General features: G+C 73.5%; 18 protein-coding genes. 14 read left to right on the top strand and 4 right to left on the bottom strand.

Annotated elements, in window-relative coordinates; translation table 11 throughout:
- The first annotated feature begins 775 nt into the window (after window positions 1–775).
- Window positions 776–1,765 (top strand): hypothetical protein, encoded by a 990-nt coding sequence (locus NX794_RS11935; protein WP_258778396.1) that lies wholly within the window; start codon window positions 776–778, stop codon window positions 1,763–1,765.
- Window positions 1,762–2,952, top strand: coding sequence for a type VII secretion-associated serine protease mycosin (gene mycP, locus NX794_RS11930; protein ID WP_258778395.1), 1,191 nt, complete (start codon window positions 1,762–1,764; stop codon window positions 2,950–2,952). The genes NX794_RS11935 and mycP overlap by 4 nt, the downstream gene beginning before the upstream one ends.
- Window positions 2,953–2,967: 15 nt before the next feature.
- On the opposite strand, the gene NX794_RS11925 is transcribed toward mycP, so the two are convergent.
- Window positions 2,968–3,933 (bottom strand): serine hydrolase, encoded by a 966-nt coding sequence (locus NX794_RS11925; protein WP_258778394.1) that lies wholly within the window; start codon window positions 3,931–3,933, stop codon window positions 2,968–2,970.
- A 149-nt stretch (window positions 3,934–4,082) separates the two neighbouring features.
- Here NX794_RS11925 and NX794_RS11920 point away from each other — a divergent pair, with 149 nt between their 5' ends.
- Window positions 4,083–4,814, top strand: a complete 732-nt coding sequence (locus NX794_RS11920) for an SseB family protein (protein ID WP_258778600.1) — start codon at window positions 4,083–4,085, stop codon at window positions 4,812–4,814.
- A gap of 19 nt (window positions 4,815–4,833) precedes the next feature.
- Here NX794_RS11920 and NX794_RS11915 read toward each other — a convergent pair whose 3' ends face one another.
- Window positions 4,834–5,190 (bottom strand): DUF1844 domain-containing protein, encoded by a 357-nt coding sequence (locus tag NX794_RS11915; protein WP_258778393.1) that lies wholly within the window; start codon window positions 5,188–5,190, stop codon window positions 4,834–4,836.
- A 371-nt stretch (window positions 5,191–5,561) separates the two neighbouring features.
- Between NX794_RS11915 and infC the strand changes: the two genes are divergently transcribed.
- The 10 genes from infC to NX794_RS11865 all read left to right on the top strand — a co-directional run bounded on the left by infC (window position 5,562) and on the right by NX794_RS11865 (window position 16,523).
- Window positions 5,562–6,212, top strand: a complete 651-nt coding sequence (gene infC, locus NX794_RS11910) for a translation initiation factor IF-3 (RefSeq protein ID WP_258778599.1) — start codon at window positions 5,562–5,564, stop codon at window positions 6,210–6,212.
- Between the two features lie 114 nt (window positions 6,213–6,326).
- Window positions 6,327–6,521, top strand: a complete 195-nt coding sequence (gene rpmI / locus NX794_RS11905) for a 50S ribosomal protein L35 (RefSeq protein ID WP_004933563.1) — start codon at window positions 6,327–6,329, stop codon at window positions 6,519–6,521.
- A 106-nt stretch (window positions 6,522–6,627) separates the two neighbouring features.
- Complete coding sequence (gene rplT / locus NX794_RS11900) at window positions 6,628–7,011, top strand: 50S ribosomal protein L20 (RefSeq protein ID WP_006141703.1); 384 nt, start codon at window positions 6,628–6,630, stop codon at window positions 7,009–7,011.
- A 170-nt stretch (window positions 7,012–7,181) separates the two neighbouring features.
- Window positions 7,182–8,045 carry a TrmH family RNA methyltransferase gene (locus NX794_RS11895; protein WP_258778391.1) on the top strand — a complete coding sequence of 288 codons (864 nt, stop codon included), beginning with the start codon at window positions 7,182–7,184 and terminating at the stop codon, window positions 8,043–8,045.
- A 50-nt stretch (window positions 8,046–8,095) separates the two neighbouring features.
- Window positions 8,096–9,292 carry a sensor histidine kinase gene (locus NX794_RS11890; protein ID WP_258778390.1) on the top strand — a complete coding sequence of 399 codons (1,197 nt, stop codon included), beginning with the start codon at window positions 8,096–8,098 and terminating at the stop codon, window positions 9,290–9,292.
- 158 nt (window positions 9,293–9,450) lie between these two features.
- Complete coding sequence (gene pheS, locus NX794_RS11885) at window positions 9,451–10,572, top strand: phenylalanine--tRNA ligase subunit alpha (RefSeq protein ID WP_258778389.1); 1,122 nt, start codon at window positions 9,451–9,453, stop codon at window positions 10,570–10,572.
- Window positions 10,572–13,085: a phenylalanine--tRNA ligase subunit beta gene (pheT, locus tag NX794_RS11880; protein ID WP_258778388.1), complete on the top strand. Its 2,514-nt coding sequence runs from the start codon at window positions 10,572–10,574 to the stop codon at window positions 13,083–13,085. Before pheS ends, pheT begins: the two co-directional genes overlap by 1 nt.
- 220 nt (window positions 13,086–13,305) lie before the next feature.
- Window positions 13,306–14,427 (top strand): PP2C family protein-serine/threonine phosphatase, encoded by a 1,122-nt coding sequence (locus tag NX794_RS11875; protein ID WP_258778387.1) that lies wholly within the window; start codon window positions 13,306–13,308, stop codon window positions 14,425–14,427.
- 135 nt (window positions 14,428–14,562) lie between these two features.
- On the top strand, window positions 14,563–15,903 hold the full coding sequence (locus NX794_RS11870) for an NsdA family TPR-like regulatory protein (protein ID WP_258778385.1): 1,341 nt from the start codon (window positions 14,563–14,565) through the stop codon (window positions 15,901–15,903).
- Between the two features lie 83 nt (window positions 15,904–15,986).
- Window positions 15,987–16,523 carry an NUDIX hydrolase gene (locus NX794_RS11865; RefSeq protein ID WP_258778384.1) on the top strand — a complete coding sequence of 179 codons (537 nt, stop codon included), beginning with the start codon at window positions 15,987–15,989 and terminating at the stop codon, window positions 16,521–16,523.
- Between the two features lie 24 nt (window positions 16,524–16,547).
- Here NX794_RS11865 and NX794_RS11860 read toward each other — a convergent pair whose 3' ends face one another.
- Both NX794_RS11860 and NX794_RS11855 read right to left on the bottom strand, forming a co-directional pair.
- The gene (locus NX794_RS11860; protein ID WP_258778382.1) at window positions 16,548–16,808 is read right to left on the bottom strand and encodes a hypothetical protein; all 261 of its coding nucleotides are present in this window, start codon (window positions 16,806–16,808) and stop codon (window positions 16,548–16,550) included.
- Window positions 16,809–17,025: 217 nt separating this feature from the next.
- Window positions 17,026–17,901 (bottom strand): 3-hydroxybutyryl-CoA dehydrogenase, encoded by an 876-nt coding sequence (locus NX794_RS11855; protein WP_309505981.1) that lies wholly within the window; start codon window positions 17,899–17,901, stop codon window positions 17,026–17,028.
- Window positions 17,902–18,071: 170 nt separating this feature from the next.
- On the opposite strand from NX794_RS11855, the gene NX794_RS11850 reads away from it, so the two are divergent.
- On the top strand, window positions 18,072–19,316 hold the full coding sequence (locus NX794_RS11850) for a glycoside hydrolase family 10-like protein (protein WP_428985891.1): 1,245 nt from the start codon (window positions 18,072–18,074) through the stop codon (window positions 19,314–19,316).
- Window positions 19,317–19,334: the final 18 nt, after the last annotated feature.

The raw sequence follows: 19,334 nt of genomic DNA, 5'->3' as shown, positions 1-19,334 counted from the left end.
GGCGCGGCCGAGCAGCAGGACGGCCCGCGTACGGCAGACGGCCCGGGCACGAGGAAACGGGGGTGCGGTGAGCACGGAAGCACGCCGGGTCCCACCCCGCCCCCAGGTCCCGCCGCCCGCCGCCCGATTCCCCTCACCCCGCCCGGAGGACGACCCGGACGAAGAGCCGTCGGTCTTCACGCCGCGCACCCCCAGGGGACACGAGGGCCCGTCGCGCCCGACGCGGGTGCCGAGGATCGGCCAGGGCGCGGACGCGGCTCCGCCCGGCTCTACGGGGCCTGTCGGCGGCGGCGGGCGTCCGGGTTCCGGGCGGTCCCTGCCGGGGACCGGTGCGGGCAGGGCGGACGAGGGCGCGTCGGCCGGTGCCCCCGGTGCTGGTCGCAGGGCCGCCCGCGGAGGCGTGCCCGAGGCCGGGGAACCCGTCAGCCCGCCGCCTCCGCCCGCCTCGGCGCGCTTCCCCGACACCCCGCCGGGTGCGCGCGGTGCCGGCCCCTCCGGCCGCGCGGCCCCGGCCGAGACACCCGAAGAGACCACGACCCGGCTCCGCCCGATTCCCTCGGCACCATCGAGGCGTGGAGCATCAGCGCGTCCTGGTACGGGCGGCCCGGCGCCGGCCGATTCCTCGCACCCTGGTGGCGCCGCCCGCCCGGGTACCGGTGGCCCGGCGAAGACCGACGCCCGGCACCTCGATGGCGCTGCCCGCCCCGGTGCGGGCGGCCCGGCGCCGGCCGGTTCCCCGCGTACCGGCGTCGTCCGCCCTGGTACCGGTGGCCCGGTGTCGGCCGAGTCCCGGTACGCAGGGGGCGCCGTCCGCCCCGGAGCGGGCATCGCGACGCCTGCTGACTCACCGAACTTCGGTGGTGCCGTCCGGCCGGGCACGGGTGACCCCGCGTCGGCCGGCACCCGGCACCCCCAGGACGCCGCCCGGCCCGGGGCGCCCGTCCCGGGCCACCCCACCGCCGGCTGGACCTCGGCCCCCGTACCGCCCGTCGCGGCCGCCCCCACCCGCCCTCGCTATCGCGCCCGGGCGGCCGTGGCCGCCGCCTGTCTCGTGCTCGGGGTCGGGCTCATCGGCGGTGCGGTGACCGGGAGTTGGCTCACCGGGGGCGGTGGGGAGGACGGCTCGGCGAGTGCGTACGCCACCGCCGGGGCGCTCTGGCACAGCACGCCCGTGGACCAGCTCTTCCCGGCCACCGTCCAGGGCACCGGCGCCGGCCCCGGCGGAGCCGACCGCACCTGGACCCGGATCGCCGTCGCGCCGGACAGCGGCTGCGCGCACGCCTTCGACCCGCTGCTCCGCAAGCTCCTCGCCCCGCTCGGCTGCCGGCGCCTGCTGCGCGCCACCTACACCGACGCCACCCAGACCTACGTCACCACCGTCGGCCTGCTGTTCACCAAGGCCGACCCCGCCGCCATGACCGCACTCGCCACCCGTTACCGCGACCAGCACCTCGACCGCCGCACCGACCTGATGCCCCGCCCCTACGCCGCCGAGGACACCGCCGCGGCCGGCTTCGGCGACCCGCAGCGCGCCACCTGGACCCTGTCCGTTCTCCCCGACGCCCCGGTGATCGCCTACGCCGTCTCCGGCTGGGCCGACGCCCGCACCGTCGACACGCCGCAGCCCGCCGCCGACGCCGTCCGCTCCGGCGCGACCACGGCACCCGCCCAGGCCGGTCTCGGCAACGAGGCACAGGGGCTGTCCGACCGCGTCGAGCGCCGGCTGCGCCGTACCGTCGACGCGGCCACGAAGGGGTCCTCATGAGCCGCCGGCACCCGGTCCGCGGCCTCGCCCGCCGGGCTCCCGGCGCCGCCCTGAGCCTCCTGCTGGCCGGCTCCCTCGCCCTGCTGCCGTCGGCCACCGCGCACGCCGACAGCATCCGCGCCCAGCAGTGGGGCCTGTCCGCGCTGCACCTGACCGAGGCCTGGCAGACCACCCGGGGCACCGGTGTCACCGTCGCCGTCCTGGACACCGGCGTCGAGGCCGACCACCCCGACCTCACCGGAAACGTGCTGCCCGCCAAGGACATGATCGGCTTCGGCGCCGGTCCCGGTGACCGCACCTGGGCCCGGCACGGCACCGCCATGGCCGGCATCATCGCCGGGCACGGCCACGGCGCCGGCGGCACCGAGGGGGTGATGGGCGTCGCCCCGGACGCGAAGATCCTGCCGGTCCGGGTGATCCTGGAGGACGGCGACCCGGCCCGCGCCAAGGCCCGCTCCACCCGCGGCAACGCCCTCGCCGACGGCATCCGCTGGGCCACCGACCACGGCGCCGACGTCATCAACCTCTCCCTCGGCGACGACTCCGACTCCGCCCACCCCGAGCCGAGCGAGGACGAGGCCGTGCAGTACGCCCTGAAGAAGGGCGTGGTCGTCGTCGCCTCCGCGGGCAACGGCGGCGACAAGGGCGACCACGTCTCCTACCCGGCCGCCTACCCCGGCGTGATCGCCGCCACGGCCGTCGACAAGTACGGCACCCGCGCCTCCTTCTCCACCCGCCGCTGGTACGCCGCGGTCAGCGCGCCCGGGGTGAACGTGGTGATCGCCGACCCCGACCACAAGTACTACGAGGGCTGGGGCACCAGCGCCGCGTCCGCCTTCGTCTCCGGCGCCGCCGCCCTGCTCAAGGCCGCCCACCCGGACCTGACGCCGGTCCAGGTCAAGAAGCTCCTGGAGACCACCGCGAGGAACGCCCCGGTGGGCGGCCGTGACGACTCCCGGGGCTTCGGCATGATCGACCCGGCGGCGGCCCTGGCGGCGGCGGCCCGCCTCAGACCCGAGACCCTGCGCCCTGCGGCCTACGGCGACACGTACTTCGGCCCGGGCCCGGACACCCCGAAGTCCGGCGGCGGCGCGTCCGACTGGGCGGGCCCGCTGGCGGGCGGCCTCGGGGGTGTCCTGCTGGTGGCGGGCGCCGTCCTGTGGCGCGGGCGCAGGCGGCACCTGTAGACCCGCGCCACCCCCTTACGACGCCTGCGCGAAGCCCCGTACCGCCGCCTTCGCCGCCGCCTCCACCAGCGTGATCCCGCGCGCCTGACTGGCCGTCCCCTCGGACAGCACGGCCACCAGGTACACGGCCGAGTCCACCGTCACCCGCCCGATGCTGTTCACATCCCAGAGCCCGGTCGTGCTCCGCGCCAGCCAGCCGTTCTTGAGCGCCCACGAGGACCCCTGCGCCGCCGCGGACACCCCCCACTGCTGGTCCGCCTCGACCCTCTTCATCAGCGACCGCACATACGTCCGCGAGGCCGCGCTCAGCTTCGAGTCCTCCCCGAACACCTGCCGCAGCAGCACCAGTTGGTCCGCAGCCGTGGTCTGCGTCAGCCCCCACAGGCCGTCCGAGCCGCCGGTGGTCGCCGTCATCCCGAACCGCTCGTTCGCCGCGTCGAGACCCTTCGCGCCGCCGATCGCGTGCCACAGCTCGGTCGCCGAGGCGTTGTCGCTGTTCTCGATCATCTTCGTGGCGTACGCCCGCTCCGCCGCCGTCAGCCCCCGCCCCGCGTCCTGCGCCTGGAGCAGCAGCGCGGCCAGGATGTCGACCTTCACGATGCTCGCCGTGTCGAACGCCGCCTGCCCGTACCCGGCGCTCTCGCCCGAGTCCAGGGACAGCACCGCCGCCGACACCCGGGCGCCCGACGGCACGGCCACCTTCTCCAGCACCCGGCGCAGCGACGCCTCCCGGTCCACCGCGGCGGGCTCCGTCACGGGTTCCACCGTCGCCTCCTCACCCGCCCCGGCCGTGGCCGATGCCGAGGGCGACGCCGCCGACGATACGGCCCTCGGACTCCCGTGCGCCTGGGCCTTCACATACACCGTGCCGCCCGCCGTGACCCCGGCCACCGCGACGACGGCGAGCACGGCGTGCAGCGGGGAACGGCGCCGGGGCGGGTGCGCACGGCGCCGGGCGCGACGTGGTCCGGGGAAGTCCATGCCGCGATGCTGGAGGCGCCGACTGTGCGCTCTGTTGGGCGGAGGTGAGAGACGGGTCAGGGAAGACTGAGATTCCCCTGAAAGCGGTGTCACCGGTGTTTCCGGCCCCGCACGAGCGCGGCGGCATCCCCTCGATAGGGTCGGTGACCGTGGCGAACATGAACATCCCCGACCCCGGCTACTCCGACGACGACGGCTCCGCCGACCCCCGGCTGAGCGCGGCCCTCGCCGCCTGGTCCGCGGACCGCACCGCCGTCACTCCCGTGCTGGCGGCGCTCAAGGGCGCCCGCCTGCTGGTGCCCGTCGTCGCCGTGCTCGGCGAGGTCGAGGAGGACGCGAACGGTCTGCGCCGCGAGAAGACCAGCGAGATGGCCGTACCCACGCTGAAGGCCGGCGAGCGCACCGCCCTGCCCGCCTTCACCTCCACCGACTCGCTGGCCCGCTGGGACCCGGGGGCCCGGCCGGTCGCCGTACCGCTGCACCAGGCGCTGGAGGCCGCCGCGCACGAGCGGGCCGACACGGTCGTGCTGGACCTCGCCGGGCCCGTGGCCTTCGAGCTGACCGGACCGGCGCTGCTCGCCCTGGCCGAGGGCCGCACCAGCACCGACCCGCTCGCCGACCCGGCCGTCCGCGCCGCCGTCCGGGCGGCGGTGGCGGCGGAGCCGGCCGTCCTGCGCGCCCACCTCGGTGCCGGGCGGGCCGACGGCACCCTCGCCCTCGTCCTGGACCCGGCCGCCCCGCCCGCCGAGGCCGCCCGCGCGGTCGCCGAGCGCCTGGCGGCCGACGAGACGCTGCGGGCCCGCCTGGTGCGCGGTCTCGACCTGGCACTGCTGCCGGCCGGGACCACGCCTCCGGGCGAGCCCCTGTACGCGAAGGAGTGAGCGGGACGGGTCGGACGGATCAGCCGTAGATCGGGCCCGTGTACTTCTCGCCCGGGCCCTGGCCCGGCTCGTCCGGGACGATCGACGCCTCGCGGAACGCCAGCTGGAGCGACTTCAGGCCGTCGCGCAGCGGCGCGGCGTGGAAGGAGCTGATCTCGGTCGCGCCGCCGTCCAGCAGACCGGCGAGGGCGGTGATCAGCTTGCGGGCCTCGTCCAGGTCCTTGTACTTCTCGCCCTCCTCGCTGAGCCCGAGCTTCACGGCGGCGGCGCTCATCAGGTTGACGGCGACCGTCACGATCACCTCGACGGCGGGGACCTCGGCGATGTCGCGGGTCATCGCGTCGAAGTCGGGGGACTCGGCAGGGGTGTCACTCATGTCCCACACCCTAAGCGGCCCTGGTCCGGGCCGGGCGGACGGCTCCGATTAGCGGTACCCCGGGGTTGCTGCTAACCTTGTGTAACGACCGGCCGGACACGACTGTGCCCGGCCCACAAGTGGAGGCTCCGATCTCCCACCTGACCGTCCTTGGGGGCGGCGGGTCTCCGGTCAGGCGGCCCCCATCGTTCCGTACGGACGATGGAGCCGCCCGATAGCGCCCCGCGGTCATCGCGGCGGTGCTCCGGTAGTCATTGGAGCCCGCCTGTGATCGTCCGGGGCATTTTTTGTGCTTCGGCGCGGTTAGGTCTAACGAACAGAGTTACGCGGCTGTCCGCCAGACCGTCGCGTGGTGCTATCGAGGAGGATCCATCAGCGCCGAGCCCCGCATCAACGACCGGATTCGCGTTCCCGAGGTGCGACTTGTCGGTCCCAGTGGCGAGCAGGTGGGCATCGTCCCGCTCGCCAAGGCACTGGAGCTTGCACAGGAGTACGACCTGGACCTGGTCGAGGTCGCGGCGAACGCCCGTCCGCCCGTGTGCAAGCTCATGGACTACGGGAAGTTCAAGTACGAGTCGGCCATGAAGGCCCGTGAGGCGCGCAAGAACCAGGCGCACACGGTCATCAAGGAGATGAAGCTCCGGCCGAAGATCGACCCGCACGACTATGACACCAAGAAGGGTCACGTCGTCCGGTTCCTCAAGCAGGGCGACAAGGTCAAGATCACGATCATGTTCCGTGGTCGTGAGCAGTCCCGGCCCGAGCTGGGCTACCGACTGCTCCAGCGCCTCGCGGAGGACGTCCAGGACCTCGGGTTCGTCGAGTCGAACCCGAAGCAGGACGGCCGCAACATGATCATGGTCCTCGGTCCGCACAAGAAGAAGACCGAGGCGATGGCCGAGGCCCGTCAGGCGCAGGAGGCCCGCAAGGCCGACGCGAAGGCGAACCCCGGCAAGTCGCAGAACCCCGCCGAGGCTGAGGCGCCGTCCGAGGAGCCGTCCGAGGAGCCCGCCGAGGCGTGATCCCGGGGGACCCCCAGTCCCCAGGATGTAACCGAAACAAGAGAGCGACGCTCCACCGTGCCCGGTTCTCGCGACCGGGCACCGGAGCGCCACTGACGAGGAGAGAACGGCGCTATGCCGAAGAACAAGTCGCACAGCGGTGCCAGCAAGCGCTTCAAGGTCACCGGCTCCGGCAAGGTGCTCCGTGAGCGCGCCGGCAAGCGCCACCTGCTCGAGCACAAGTCGTCCCGCGTCACGCGTCGCCTCACCGGCAACGCCGAGATGGCCCCGGGCGACGCCGCGAAGATCAAGAAGCTTCTCGGCAAGTGACGTACCCGCGCTCACCACGCGTCGAGCGCCGTACGCCCACACCGGGACCCAGTCGTTTCCGGGTCGTGTGAGCACCCACCACGACCCCGCTACAAGGAGTTAACAAGTGGCACGCGTCAAGCGGGCAGTCAACGCCCACAAGAAGCGCCGGGCGATCCTCGAGCAGGCCTCCGGCTACCGCGGTCAGCGTTCGCGCCTGTACCGCAAGGCCAAGGAGCAGGTCACCCACTCGCTGGTCTACAACTACAACGACCGCAAGAAGCGCAAGGGCGACTTCCGTCAGCTGTGGATCCAGCGCATCAACGCCGCTGCCCGCGCCAACGGCATCACCTACAACCGCTTCATCCAGGGTCTGAAGGCCGCGAACGTCGAGGTCGACCGCAAGATCCTGGCCGAGCTGGCCGTGAACGACGCGAACGCGTTCGCCGCGCTCGTCGAGGTCGCGCAGAAGGCGCTGCCGTCGGACGTCAACGCGCCGAAGGCCGCGTGACGCTGCGCTGGCTTTAGCCGACGCTCACTGGGCCCGCAGGCTGTCATGGCTTGCGGGTCCTGTTGTTGGTGTGAGGGGTTCTCGTTCGGCTGCGAATTCGTTGTGGCTGGGCGCGCAGTTCCCCGTGCCCCTGGCGGGGCGCACCCCCCCCTGTCTCGGGAAGTGTGAGGATGGCGTTCGTTTCTCCTGAGTTGATCTCTTCGCGGTCCGCGCGGGTCGTCGCCGCTCGGCGGCTGGCCAAGCGGAACTTCCGGGGGAAGGAGCGGCTGTTCCTCGCCGAGGGGCCGCAGGCCGCCCGGGAGGCCGCCGGGCACCGGGGCGCGGACGGGACCGCGACTCTCGTCGAACTGTTCGCCACCGTCGAGGCCGCGGAGCGGTACGCCGACATCGTCGGGGCGGCCCGCGAGGCCGGCGCCCGGGTGCACCTCGCCTCCGAAGAGGTCATCGCCGACATCTCCACCACCGTGACCCCGCAGGGCCTGGTCGGGGTCTGCCGGTTCCTGGACACCCCGTTCGCCGAGATCATGGCCGCCCGCCCCCGGCTCGTCGCCGTCCTCGCCCATGTGCGCGACCCCGGCAACGCCGGCACCGTGCTGCGCTGCGCCGACGCCGCCGGCGCCGAGGCCGTGATCCTCACCGACGCCTCCGTCGACCTGTACAACCCCAAGGCCGTCCGCGCCTCCGTCGGTTCCCACTTCCACCTGCCCGTCGCCGTCGGCGTCCCCGTCGAACAGGCCGTACGCGAGCTGAAGGACGCCGGGGTGCGCGTCGTCGCCGCCGACGGCGCCGGGGACCGGGACCTGGACGAGGAGCTGGACGAGGGCACCATGGGCTGCCCCACCGCCTGGGTCTTCGGCAACGAGGCGTGGGGCCTGCCGGAGGAGACCCGCGCGCTGGCCGACGCCGTCGTCCGCGTCCCCATCCACGGCCGGGCCGAGAGCCTGAACCTCGCGACCGCCGCGGCCGTATGTCTCTACGCGTCGGCCCGTGCACAGCGCGCCGCCCAAGGGTGCCGGTCCGTCACCCGGAGCTAGTAGGGTGACCAGCTCGGACCCCTGCACCGTAGGAGAGGTGGGGTACGGGGATGACGGTGGCCGGCACCAGCACCACGCCCGATGACAGGGGCGCGCGGCAGGCACCCGCGCACCGGCACGGCGAGGCCGGCCCGGAGGCCGACGCCCACGGACTGCCCGACAGGCTGCGGATCGCCGATGAACTGCCTGACGGGCTGCTGATCGCCGACGAACTGCCCGACGGACTGGTGATCGCCGACGAGCGCGGTCTGGTCGTCCGGTTCAACGCCGCCGCCGCCCGCATCACCGCCGTACCGGCCGAGGCGGCCCTCGGCCGGCCGCTGGAGTGGGCGCTGCCCCTGGAGGACCTGGAGGGGCGCCGCTGGTGGCAGCTCACCGACCCCTACGGCGGCCTCGCCATCCGGGTCCGCCAGCCCGAGCGCAACTTGCTGCTGCCCGGCGGCCGGGAGGTGCTGGTCTGCGCCCGGTACGTGCGCGAGCGGCCCCTCGGACCGGTCCGGCGCGTGATCGTCTCCCTGCGGGACACCGAGGCCCGGCGCCGTACCGAGCGCAGCCACGCCGAGCTGATCGCCACCGTCGCCCACGAGCTGCGCTCCCCGCTGACCTCCGTCAAGGGCTTCACCGCCACCCTGCTGGCCAAGTGGGAGCGCTTCACCGACGACCAGAAGCGGCTCATGCTGGAGACCGTCGACGCCGACGCCGACCGTGTCACCCGGCTCATCGCCGAGCTGCTCGACATCTCCCGGATCGACTCCGGGCGTCTGGAACTGCGCCGGCAGCCCGTCGACATCGGCGCCGCCGTCTCCCGGCACATCCAGGCCTACGTCGCCGCCGGCCAGCCCGCCGACCGCTTCCTGCTCCGCGTCGAGCAGCCGCTGCCCGCCCTGTGGGCCGACCCCGACAAGGTCGACCAGGTGCTCAGCAACCTCATCGAAAATGCCGTGCGGCACGGCGAGGGAACCGTCACCATTGGTGTCACGCCCGCGCCCTCACCGCGCGAGGGCGAGGAAACGGCCACGTCGGTCACGGTGAGCGACGAGGGGCCCGGCATCCCGGAGGAGTCCATGAACCGCGTCTTCACCCGCTTCTGGCGGGGCAGCAAGCGCGGCGGCACCGGCCTCGGGCTCTACATCGTCAAGGGCATCGTGGAGGCCCACGGCGGCACCATCACGGTCGGCCGGGCTCCCGGCGGCGGCGCCGAGTTCCGATTTACGCTGCCCGTGGCGACCCCGGCGTATCTCGCCTGACGGCCCACGGGCTCTTCGTCCACCCCCACCCCGTTAGACTCGGCCTTTGGCACCTTTGTGTCCTTCACGCGGCCCTCACGAGTCGGTGGCTCACGAGTCGATGACTCATCAGTCGGTGACGGGGACCATCCGCCAGCCAATCGGAAGCACGGGAAGAGATGTCGGCACCCAATAAGTCGTACGACCCTGTCGAGGTCGAGGCGTTGAAACCGGAAGAGATCGAGCGCATGCGGGACGAGGCGCTCGCCGCCTTCGCCGCCGCGGGCTCCCTCGACGCGCTCCACGAGGCCAAGGTCGCCCACACCGGCCCGGCCTCCCCGCTGGCCCTCGCCAACCGCGAGATCGGCGCCCTGCCCCCGCACGCCAAGGCCGAGGCCGGCAAGCGGGTCGGCCAGGCCCGCGGCGCCGTCAACAAGGGCCTCGCCGGCCGCCAGGCCGAACTGGAGGCCGACCGGGACGCCCGGGTGCTGGTCGAGGAGGACGTCGACGTCACGCTGCCGTACGACCGCGTCCCGGCCGGCGCCCGGCACCCGCTGACCACGCTCTCGGAGCGCATCGAGGACGTCTTCGTGGCCATGGGCTACGAGGTCGCCGAGGGCCCCGAGGTCGAGGCCGAGTGGTTCAACTTCGACGCCCTCAACATCGGCCCCGACCACCCGGCCCGCGGCGAGGCCGACACCTTCTTCGTGCGGGGGGAGGACGGCACCGCCGACTCCGGCGTCGTGCTGCGCACCCACACCTCGCCCGTGCAGATCCGCTCACTGCTCAACCGCGAGCTGCCGGTCTACGTGATCTGCCCGGGCCGCGTCTACCGCACCGACGAGCTGGACGCGACCCACACCCCCGTCTTCCACCAGGTCGAGCTGCTCGCCGTGGACGAGGGCCTGACCATGGCCGACCTCAAGGGCACCCTGGACCACATGGTCCAGTCGCTGTTCGGCGCGGGCATGAAGACGCGGCTGCGGCCGAACTTCTTCCCGTTCACCGAGCCGTCCGCCGAGATGGACATGGTGTGCTACGTCTGCCGCGGCGAGTCCGTCGGCAACCCCGACCGGCCCTGCCGCACCTGCTCAAGCGAGGGCTGGATCGAGCTGGGCGGCTGCGGCATGGTCAACCCGCGGGTGCTGGCCGCCTGCGGCGTCGACCCGGAGAGGTACAGCGGCTTCGCCTTCGGGTTCGGCATCGAGCGGATGCTGATGTTCCGCCACAACGTCGAGGACATGCGAGACATGGTCGAGGGTGACGTCCGGTTCACCCGGCCGTTCGGGATGGAGATCTGATGCGGGTCCCGCTTTCTTGGCTGCGGGAGTACGTCGACCTGCCGGCCACCGAGACCGGCCGTGACGTCCAGGCCAAGCTCATCTCGGCCGGTCTGGAGGTCGAGACCGTCGAACTGCTCGGCGCCGACCTCAAGGGCCCGCTGGTCGTCGGCCAGGTGCTGACCATCGAGGAGCTGGAGGGCTTCAAGAAGCCGATCCGCTTCTGCACGGTCGACGTCGGTCAGGCCAACAGGACGGGCGAGCCGCAGGAGATCGTCTGCGGCGCCCGCAACTTCGCCGTCGGCGACAAGGTCGTCGTCGTCCTGCCCGGCGCCACGCTGCCCGGTGGCTTCTCCATCGCCGCCCGCAAGACCTACGGCAAGGTCTCGCACGGCATGATCTGCTCCGGCGAGGAGCTGGGCATGGGCGACGACGGCAGCCACGGCATCATCGTGCTGCCGCCGGAGACCGAGGTGGGCAAGGACGCCATCGAGCTGCTGGAGCTGGTGGACGAGGTCCTGGACATCGCCGTCACCGCCAACCGCGGCGACTGCCTGTCCATCCGCGGCGTCGCCCGCGAGACCGCCATCGCCTACGGCCTGCCGCTGCGCGACCCCGCCCTGCTGGACGTGCCGGCCCCGAACGCCTTCGGCTACCCGGTCCAGGTCACCGACCCGGCCGGCTGCGACCGCTTCACCGCCCGCACCGTCACCGGTCTGAGCCCCGAGGCGCGCTCCCCGATCTGGCTGCGGCGCCGCCTCCAGAAGGTCGGCATGCGCCCGATCTCGCTCGCCGTCGACGTCACGAACTACGTGATGACCGAGCTGGGCCAGCCCCTGCACGCCTACGACCGCACGCTGGTCCAGGGCGCCATCGGGGTGCGCCGCGCCGAGGAGGGCGAGAAGCTCGTCACCCTCGACGGCGTCGAGCGGACCCTGCACGCCGAGGACCTGGTCATCACCGACGAGCGCGGCCCGATCGGCCTCGCCGGCGTGATGGGCGGCGCCAACACGGAGATCGCCGACCACGACGACACGGCGAACGCCACGACCGACGTCGTCATCGAGGCGGCCCACTTCAACGCCGTGTCGATCGCGCGGACGGCCCGCCGGCACAAGCTGTCCTCCGAGGCCTCCCGCCGCTTCGAGCGGGGCGTCGACCCGGCCGCCGCCGCTGCCGCCGCCCAGCGCAGCGTGGACCTGCTGGTGCTGCTCGCGGGCGGCACCGCCGAGGCCGGTGTCACCGAGATCATCGCGCCCTCCGCCCCGCACACCATCACCACGGCGGCGGACCACCCGGACCGGGTCGCGGGCGTCACCTACGGCCGGGAGACCGTGGTGCGCCGCCTCCAGGAGATCGGCTGCGACGTCTACGGACAGGACGAGCTGATCGTCACCGCCCCGTCCTGGCGGCCCGACCTCGCCGAGGCCAACGACCTCGCGGAGGAGGTCATCCGCCTGGAGGGTTACGAGAACCTGCCCTCCACGCTGCCCAAGCCCCCCTCCGGCCGCGGCCTCACCCACCGCCAGCGGCTGCACCGCAGGATCGGCCGCGTACTGGCCGGTGCCGGTTACGTCGAGGCGCCGACCTACCCCTTCCTCACCGAGCAGGTCTTCGACCAGCTCGGTCTGGCGGCGGACGACCCGGCCCGCCGCGTGGTGAGGCTCGCCAACCCGCTCAGCGACGAGGAGCCCGCGCTCCGCACCACGCTGCTGCCGGGCCTGCTGGGCGCGCTGCGCCGCAACGACGGCCGCGGCTCGCACGACCTGGCCCTCTTCGAGACCGGCCTGGTCTTCCGCCCCCGCGCGGAGCGGCGTGACGCGGTGCGCCTGCCGGCGGACCGCCGTCCCACCGACGAGGAGATCGCCCGGCTGGACGCCGCGCTGCCCGAGCAGCCGCGCCATGTCGCCGTCGTCCTCACCGGCGCCCGCGAGCAGGCCGGCTGGTGGGGCAGGGGCCGCCCGGCCGACTGGGCCGACGCGGTGGAGGCGGCCCGTGCCGTCGCCCGCGAGGCCGGCGCCGAGCTGGTCGTCCGCAAGGGCCAGTACGGTCCGTGGCACCCCGGCCGCTGCGCCGAGCTGGTACTCGCGGCCGACGGCACCGAGCGGGTCGTCGGCCATGCCGGTGAGCTGCACCCGCGTGTCCTGAAGGCCCTCGGGCTGCCCGAGCGCGCCTGTGCGATGGAGCTGGACCTGGACGCCGTGTCGGCCGCCGGCGACGGTGTCCCGCAGGCGCCGGGCATCTCCACGTTCCCGGTCGCCACGCAGGACGTCGCCCTGGTCGTGGACAAGCCGGTCCCGGCCGCCGAGGTCGAGGCCGCGCTGCGCGAGGGCGCCGGTGAACTGCTGGAGTCCATCCGGCTGTTCGACGTCTACGAGAACGCCGAGCAGCTCGGCGAGGGCCGCAAGTCCCTCGCCTACGCCCTCCGGTTCCGCGCCGGGGACCGCACCCTGACGGTCGACGAGGCCTCGGCGGCCCGCGACGCGGCGGTGGCCCTCGCGGGCGACCGCACCGGGGCGGTGCTGCGCGGCTAGCCCGCGCGTCGCAAGGTCAGGTGGGCGCCCGGCCGGGGATTTCCCGGCCGGGCGCCGCTGTCTGCCTGCATAAATGCGAGCCCGGCCGGGATGTGCTCACTCGTTCGGGTGGGAATCGCGGCCGACCCGGCCCTCCCGGACCATGCCGTGGACAGAATCGGACCGGCCTCTCGGGGCCGGTCCGTCCGCTCTGTCAGGGCCCAGCATGGGGGACCAAGGCATGATCCGTATCAAGGCACGGGCGCCCACCGGGCGGGGCTCCACGCTCCCCGCCCTCTGGGGAGCCGTGGCGGTCGGCTACAAGTTCGGCTGCCCCCTCGCCCAGCAGAACGGGCTCGGCGCCCGCATCGTCACCAGCGTCGTGTTCCTCGTCGTCGGCACCGGGCTGATCTGCCACGTCCGGCACGCCCTGCTCCGTGAGCTGCGGCTCGCCCGCCGGGTGGCGCGGGCCGCGCAGAGCGTGGTCCTGCGTCCGCTGCCGCCCCGCCTGGACGGGCTGGCCGTCGCCGCCGCCCAGCTCTCCGCCGACCGGGGCGCGAGCATCGGCGGCGATCTGTACGAGGCGGTCGTCACCGAGCACGGGGTGCGGGTGGTGATGGGCGACGTGCGCGGACACGGGCTGGCCGCGCTGGGCACCGTCGCCGCCCTCCTCGGCAGCTTCCGCGAGGCCGCCCACGACGAGCCCGAGTCCGCCGGCGTCCTGCGCCGACTGGACCGTGCCCTCGCCCGTCACCTGCGTGAACGCGCCCGCGCCGAGCACCCCGCGCACGCCGGCCGGGAGCCCGACCACCCGGTCGCCGAGGAGTTCGTGACCCTGCTGCTCCTGGAGATCGGCAAGGACGGCTCGCTCACCGCCCTCAACTGCGGTCACCCCTGGCCGTACCTGGTGAGCGGGACGTCCGTGGAACCGCTCGGGTCGGCCGAACCGCTCCCGCCGCTCGGCCTCTTCCCGCTCCCGGCGGACCTGGCGGCCCGGCCCTGCGGACACCTGCTCCCGGGCGAGAGCCTGGTCCTGTTCACCGACGGCGCGGAGGACGCGCGGGACGCCCGGGGCCGGTTCTTCGCCTTGCCGGAGGCGCTGCGCGCCGCCGCCGTACGCGAGCAGCCGGTGTCGCCCCCGTCGGTGCTGCGCACGGTCTTCTCGGCCCTGCTCGCCCACACGGGAGGCCGTCCCACGGACGACGTCGCGGTCCTGGTCCTGCGCAACGACCGGGCCAGACCCGGCACGCCCCGCCCGACGGCCCCGGGCACCGCCCGGACCCCGTCCACCCACCGCCAGCGCGCGGTGGAAGCCGGGCCGCCGCTGTTCGAGGGGGAGCCGACGGCCCGGCCGGCCTCTTGACGAGGCATCTCAGTCAACCGGAACCGGCACACTCCGCGACAGCGCGCACACGCACCGGATGCGGGCACTCCGTTCACACCCCGTGTGATAGCGGACGCACTACGCTGACGGCACCAGGCGACTCGGGGGGCACCCATGCAGCCCAACACTCTGCTCGACGCCATCCTGGACGAGGCGGGGATCTCGCACGCGGGTCTCGCCGCCCATGTGAACCAGGCCGGCCGGAGACGCGGCCTCGCGCTCCGCTACGAACACACCGCCGTGGCGCGGTGGTTGAAGGGCCAGCGGCCCCGCGGCCAGGTACCCGACCTGATCTGCGAGGTGCTGGCCGCCCGCCTGCACCGGCCGGTGACCCTCGACGACATCGGCCTCGGGGTGCCCGGCGAGCCGAGCACCCCGCACGCCGGCTCGCTGAACGGGTTCGTGGAGCGGGCCACCGCCCTGTGGCGCTCCGACGAACAGCAGCGCCCGCACGTGCTCGGCGCGCCCGCCGTCACCGGCACCCCGGCCGTCATGCCGGTGTGGGAGTGGGAGAACCCGCCCGAGGACGTGGACGTCTCGCGCGGCGGCCGGCACCGGGTCACCGCCGCCGACATCCAGATGCTGCGCGCCGCCCGCACGCACTACGAGCAGATGTACCGCAAGGCCGGCGGCATCGCGACCCGCACCCGGATCGTCGGCTTCCTCAACGCCGAGGCCGCGCCCCTGCTGCGGGGCAGCTACACCGACGCCAGCGGACGCCAACTGCACCACGCCACCGGCGGGTTGGTCGCCGTCGCCGGTATCTGCGCCTACGACTCCGACGCCCACGGCCTCGCCCAGCGCTACTTCCACCAGGCGCTGCGGCTGGCCAAGGCCAGCGGGGACCGGGGACTCGGCGCCTACGTGATAGCGCTGCTGGTCAACCAGGCGCTGTTCATGCGGGAGTTCCGGCAGGCCGTCGCCTTCGCCGAGGCCGCGCTGCGCGCCGCCGGCCGGCACATCACCCCGGCGCTCGCCTCCGACCTGTACGCGATGCAGGCCAAGGCGTACGCCCACCTCGGCGACGCGAGCAGCGCGCTGTCCTGTATCCAGCGGGCCGAGAAGGCGGCCGACCGGATCATGCGCGGGCACGAGCCCGACGAGACGGGTTACGTCCAGCCCGGACTGGTCAACGTCCAGGTGGCGGAGGCGCTGCTGAGCCTGGGCGAGCTGGCAGCGGCCCGGGAGCACGCCGCCGCCGCGGTGGACAATCCCGCGCACGACCGGGGGCGGGTGCACCGGCTGGCCATGCTCAGCACCATCGAGCTGCGCCAGGGCAACGCCGACGAGGCGGTCGCCACCGCCGTACGGATGACGGAGCAGGCGCGCGGGATGGAGTCGCAGCGGCTGCGCGACCGGCTCCGGGCGGTGCGTGAGCACCTGGTGCGCTGCGGCTCGGCCGGCACCGCGGAGGCCGCCGAACTCATCGACGGCGCGCTGCGCGTCCCCATGTAGTCCGGGCGGGCCCGGCAGGCCCACTGTGGCTCCACGGTCACTGCTGCGATATTGCCACTTACTCGCAGGAAGGTGGCAGAACCGTGCAGTGGACGAAACAGAACGAACAAACTGTCTATGAAAACCGCTGGTTCAGCGTCAATCTCGCGGATGTCGAGCTGCCGGACGGCCGGCATCTCGACCACTTCCTCATCCGGCTGCGGCCCGTGGCCGTGGCCACCGTCGTCAACGAGGCCAACGAGGTCCTGCTGCTGTGGCGGCACCGCTTCATCACCGACAGCTGGGGCTGGGAACTCGCGGCGGGCGTGGTCGAGGACGGCGAGGACATCGCGTGCGCGGCCGCCAGGGAACTGGAGGAGGAGACCGGCTGGCGGCCGGGACGTCTGCACCACCTGATGAGCGTGGAGCCGTCCAACGGGCTCACCGACGCCCGGCACCACATCTACTGGTCCGACGAGGGCGAGTACATCGGGCACCCCGTGGACGACTTCGAGTCGGACCGCCGGGAATGGGTCCCGCTCAAGCTCGTTCCCGACCTGATCGCCCGTGGGGAGGTCCCGGCCGCCAACATGGCGGCCGCGTTACTGCTGCTGCACCACCTCAGGCTCGCCGAGGGCTAGCGAACCGAGGCCGGCGACATGCGCCTAGTGGGCCGGCAGCACCTGCCAGACCGTCACGACGAGGGCGCCGAGCGCCGTGAGCGCGGCGAGCGAGGGCAGCGGCCAGCGGGCGTGTTCCAGCGAGGCCAGGCGGGTGTTCAGCTCGTCCAGCTCCTTGGCGGTCTCCTCGGTGCGGTGCCGCAGCAGGGCGATGCCGCCCTCGACACGGACGTAGGACACGTCCAGGCGGCGCCGTAACTCTGCGAGTTCACCATGGACCACGGGATGCTGCGGATCGGCGGTCACGGATCCGCTCCTTTCGGTAGTCGGTACGGATGGTTCCGCTTCCCTTGCATGCGCATGCAGAGTCAACTCGCCTGGTGAGCGCGTGGGGAGCGTGTGTGACGGGCATATGCGTGCCCGGCGCGCACACGGTGTGTGAAACGAACGGGCCCGGCTCCGTTTACGGTGCCGGGCCCGCGAGCGTCGCTCTGCGTGAGGGAAGGCGGTGACCGCCGGACGATCAGGCGTAGCTGTAGAAGCCCGAGCCGGTCTTCCGGCCCAGCCGCCCCGCCTCGACCATGCGCTGGAGCAGCGGGGGAGCGGCGTACAGCGGCTCCTTGTACTCGGCGTACATCGAGTTGGCGATGGAGACGATCGTGTCCAGACCGATCAGGTCGGAGAGCCGGAGCGGGCCCATCGGGTGCGCGCAGCCCATCTCCATGCCGTTGTCGATGTCCTCGCGGCTGGCGATGCCCGACTCGAACATTCGGATCGCGGACAGCAGGTAGGGCACCAGCAGCGCGTTCACCACGAACCCGGAGCGGTCCTGGGCGCGGATGGCGTGCTTGCCCAGCACCTTCTCGGCGAAGACCTGGGCGCGGCTGAGCGTGCCCTCGGAGGTGGTGAGCGCCGGGATCAGCTCGACCAGCCGCTGCACCGGGGCCGGGTTGAAGAAGTGGATGCCGACCACGTGGTCGGGGCGGGAGGTGGTGACCGCCAGCTTCACCAGCGGGATCGAGGAGGTGTTGGACGCCAGGATCGCGTCGGGACGGGTCACGACCTGGTCCAGGACCTGGAAGATCTCCGTCTTGACCTGCTCGTTCTCCACGACGGCCTCGATCACCAGATCCCGGTCGGCGAACTCGCCCAGGTCGGTGGTGAAGCCGAGCCGCGCCTGGGTGGCGTCCCGCTCCGCCTCGCTGATCTTGCCGCGCTCGGCGGCCTTGGCCAGGGAGCTGAACAGCCGGGTACGGCCGTACTCCAGAGCCTCGCCGGTGGTCTCGGCGACCTTCACGTCCAGGCCGGCGCGGGCGCACACCTCGGCGATGCCCGCGCCCATCTGGCCGCAGCCCACGACTCCGACGCGCGCAATGTCTCCCCCTGGGATGCCCGTCACATCGTCCCCTTCGCTGGATTCTCCGGCTCGCTGGCAGACCTCCGGGTGCGGCGCCTGCTCCGATCGTGCACGTTACCGCCAAGTATCGATGATCGATCGCGCGGGGCGAGGCATTCTTGGCCGCGGAACGATCCGTGACCCGGCGGATCCGGAGGGTAGGCGGTGCGCGGATGACGCGGATGACCCGGCGGGCCTTCACCCTCACCGCCCTCTCGGCGCTCGGCACGGCGGCCCCCGGCTTCCCGACCGCGCTCCCGGAGCGGCCGGTCACGGCGGCCGCTCCCGGCGGCCTCGCGGGGACGCCCGGCGGGACCGGGATGCGGGGCGTCTGGCTCGCGACCGTCCTCAACCGCGACTGGCCCTCCCGGCCCGGCCTCGCCCCGGCCGCCCAGCGCGCGGAGCTGACCGCCCACCTCGACCGGGCCGTCCGCCGCCGGCTGAACACGGTCTTCCTCCAGGTCCGCCCCACCGCCGACGCCCTGTGGCCCTCGCCGTACGAGCCGTGGTGCGCGTACCTGTCCGGCACCCAGGGCGAGGACCCCGGCTGGGACCCGCTCGGCACCGCCGTCGCGGAGGCGCACGCCCGGGGCCTGGCACTGCACGCCTGGTTCAACCCGTACCGGATCGCGAACCACACCGACCCGGACCGGCTCGCCGCCTCCCACCCCGCCCGCGCGCACCCCGACTGGGTGGTGTCCTACGGCGGCCGGCTCCACTACAACCCCGGCCTGCCCGAGGTGCGGGCCTTCGTCCAGCGGGCGATGCTCGACGCGGTCGCCCGCTACCCGGTCGACGGCGTCCACTTCGACGACTACTTCTACCCCTACCCGGAGGACGGCCAGACCTTCGACGACGACGAGGCCTACGACCGCCACGGAGACGCCTTCACCAGCCGGGCCGCCTGGCGGCGGGACAACATCGACCGACTGGTGCGGGAGACCGCCGCCGGCGTCGCACGGGTACGGCCCGGCACCCCCTTCGGGATCAGCCCCTTCGGGGTGTGGCGCAACGCCTCGTCCGACGCGCGCGGCTCGGACACCCGGGCGGGCGTCCAGACGTACGACGATCTGTACGCGGACACCCGTACCTGGGTCAGGAAGCACTGGATCGACTACGTCGTGCCCCAGCTGTACTGGCACATCGGCGACGCCGACGCGGACTACGCGACCCTGGTCGACTGGTGGGCCGACACCGTCAGCGGCACCGGTACCCGGCTGTACGTCGGCGAGGCGCTGTACAAGGCGGGGGCGGCCGACGAGCCGTCGGCCTGGCAGGACCCGGTCGAGCTGTCCCGGCACCTCACGCTCGCCGCCCGCCGGCCCGAGGTGGACGGGCACGTGTTCTTCGCCGCCAAGGACGTCGCGGAGGACCCGGTGGGGGCGATGGCACGGGTGGCCGCCGACCACTACCGGTGATCGGCTCAGCCACCCCGG

Origin of the sequence: Streptomyces pyxinicus (assembly GCF_024753135.1) — a bacterium.
GTDB lineage: Bacteria > Actinomycetota > Actinomycetes > Streptomycetales > Streptomycetaceae > Streptomyces > Streptomyces pyxinicus.
Note: the sequence above shows the minus strand (reverse complement) of the source record. Positions and strands in the feature narration are given on the sequence as shown.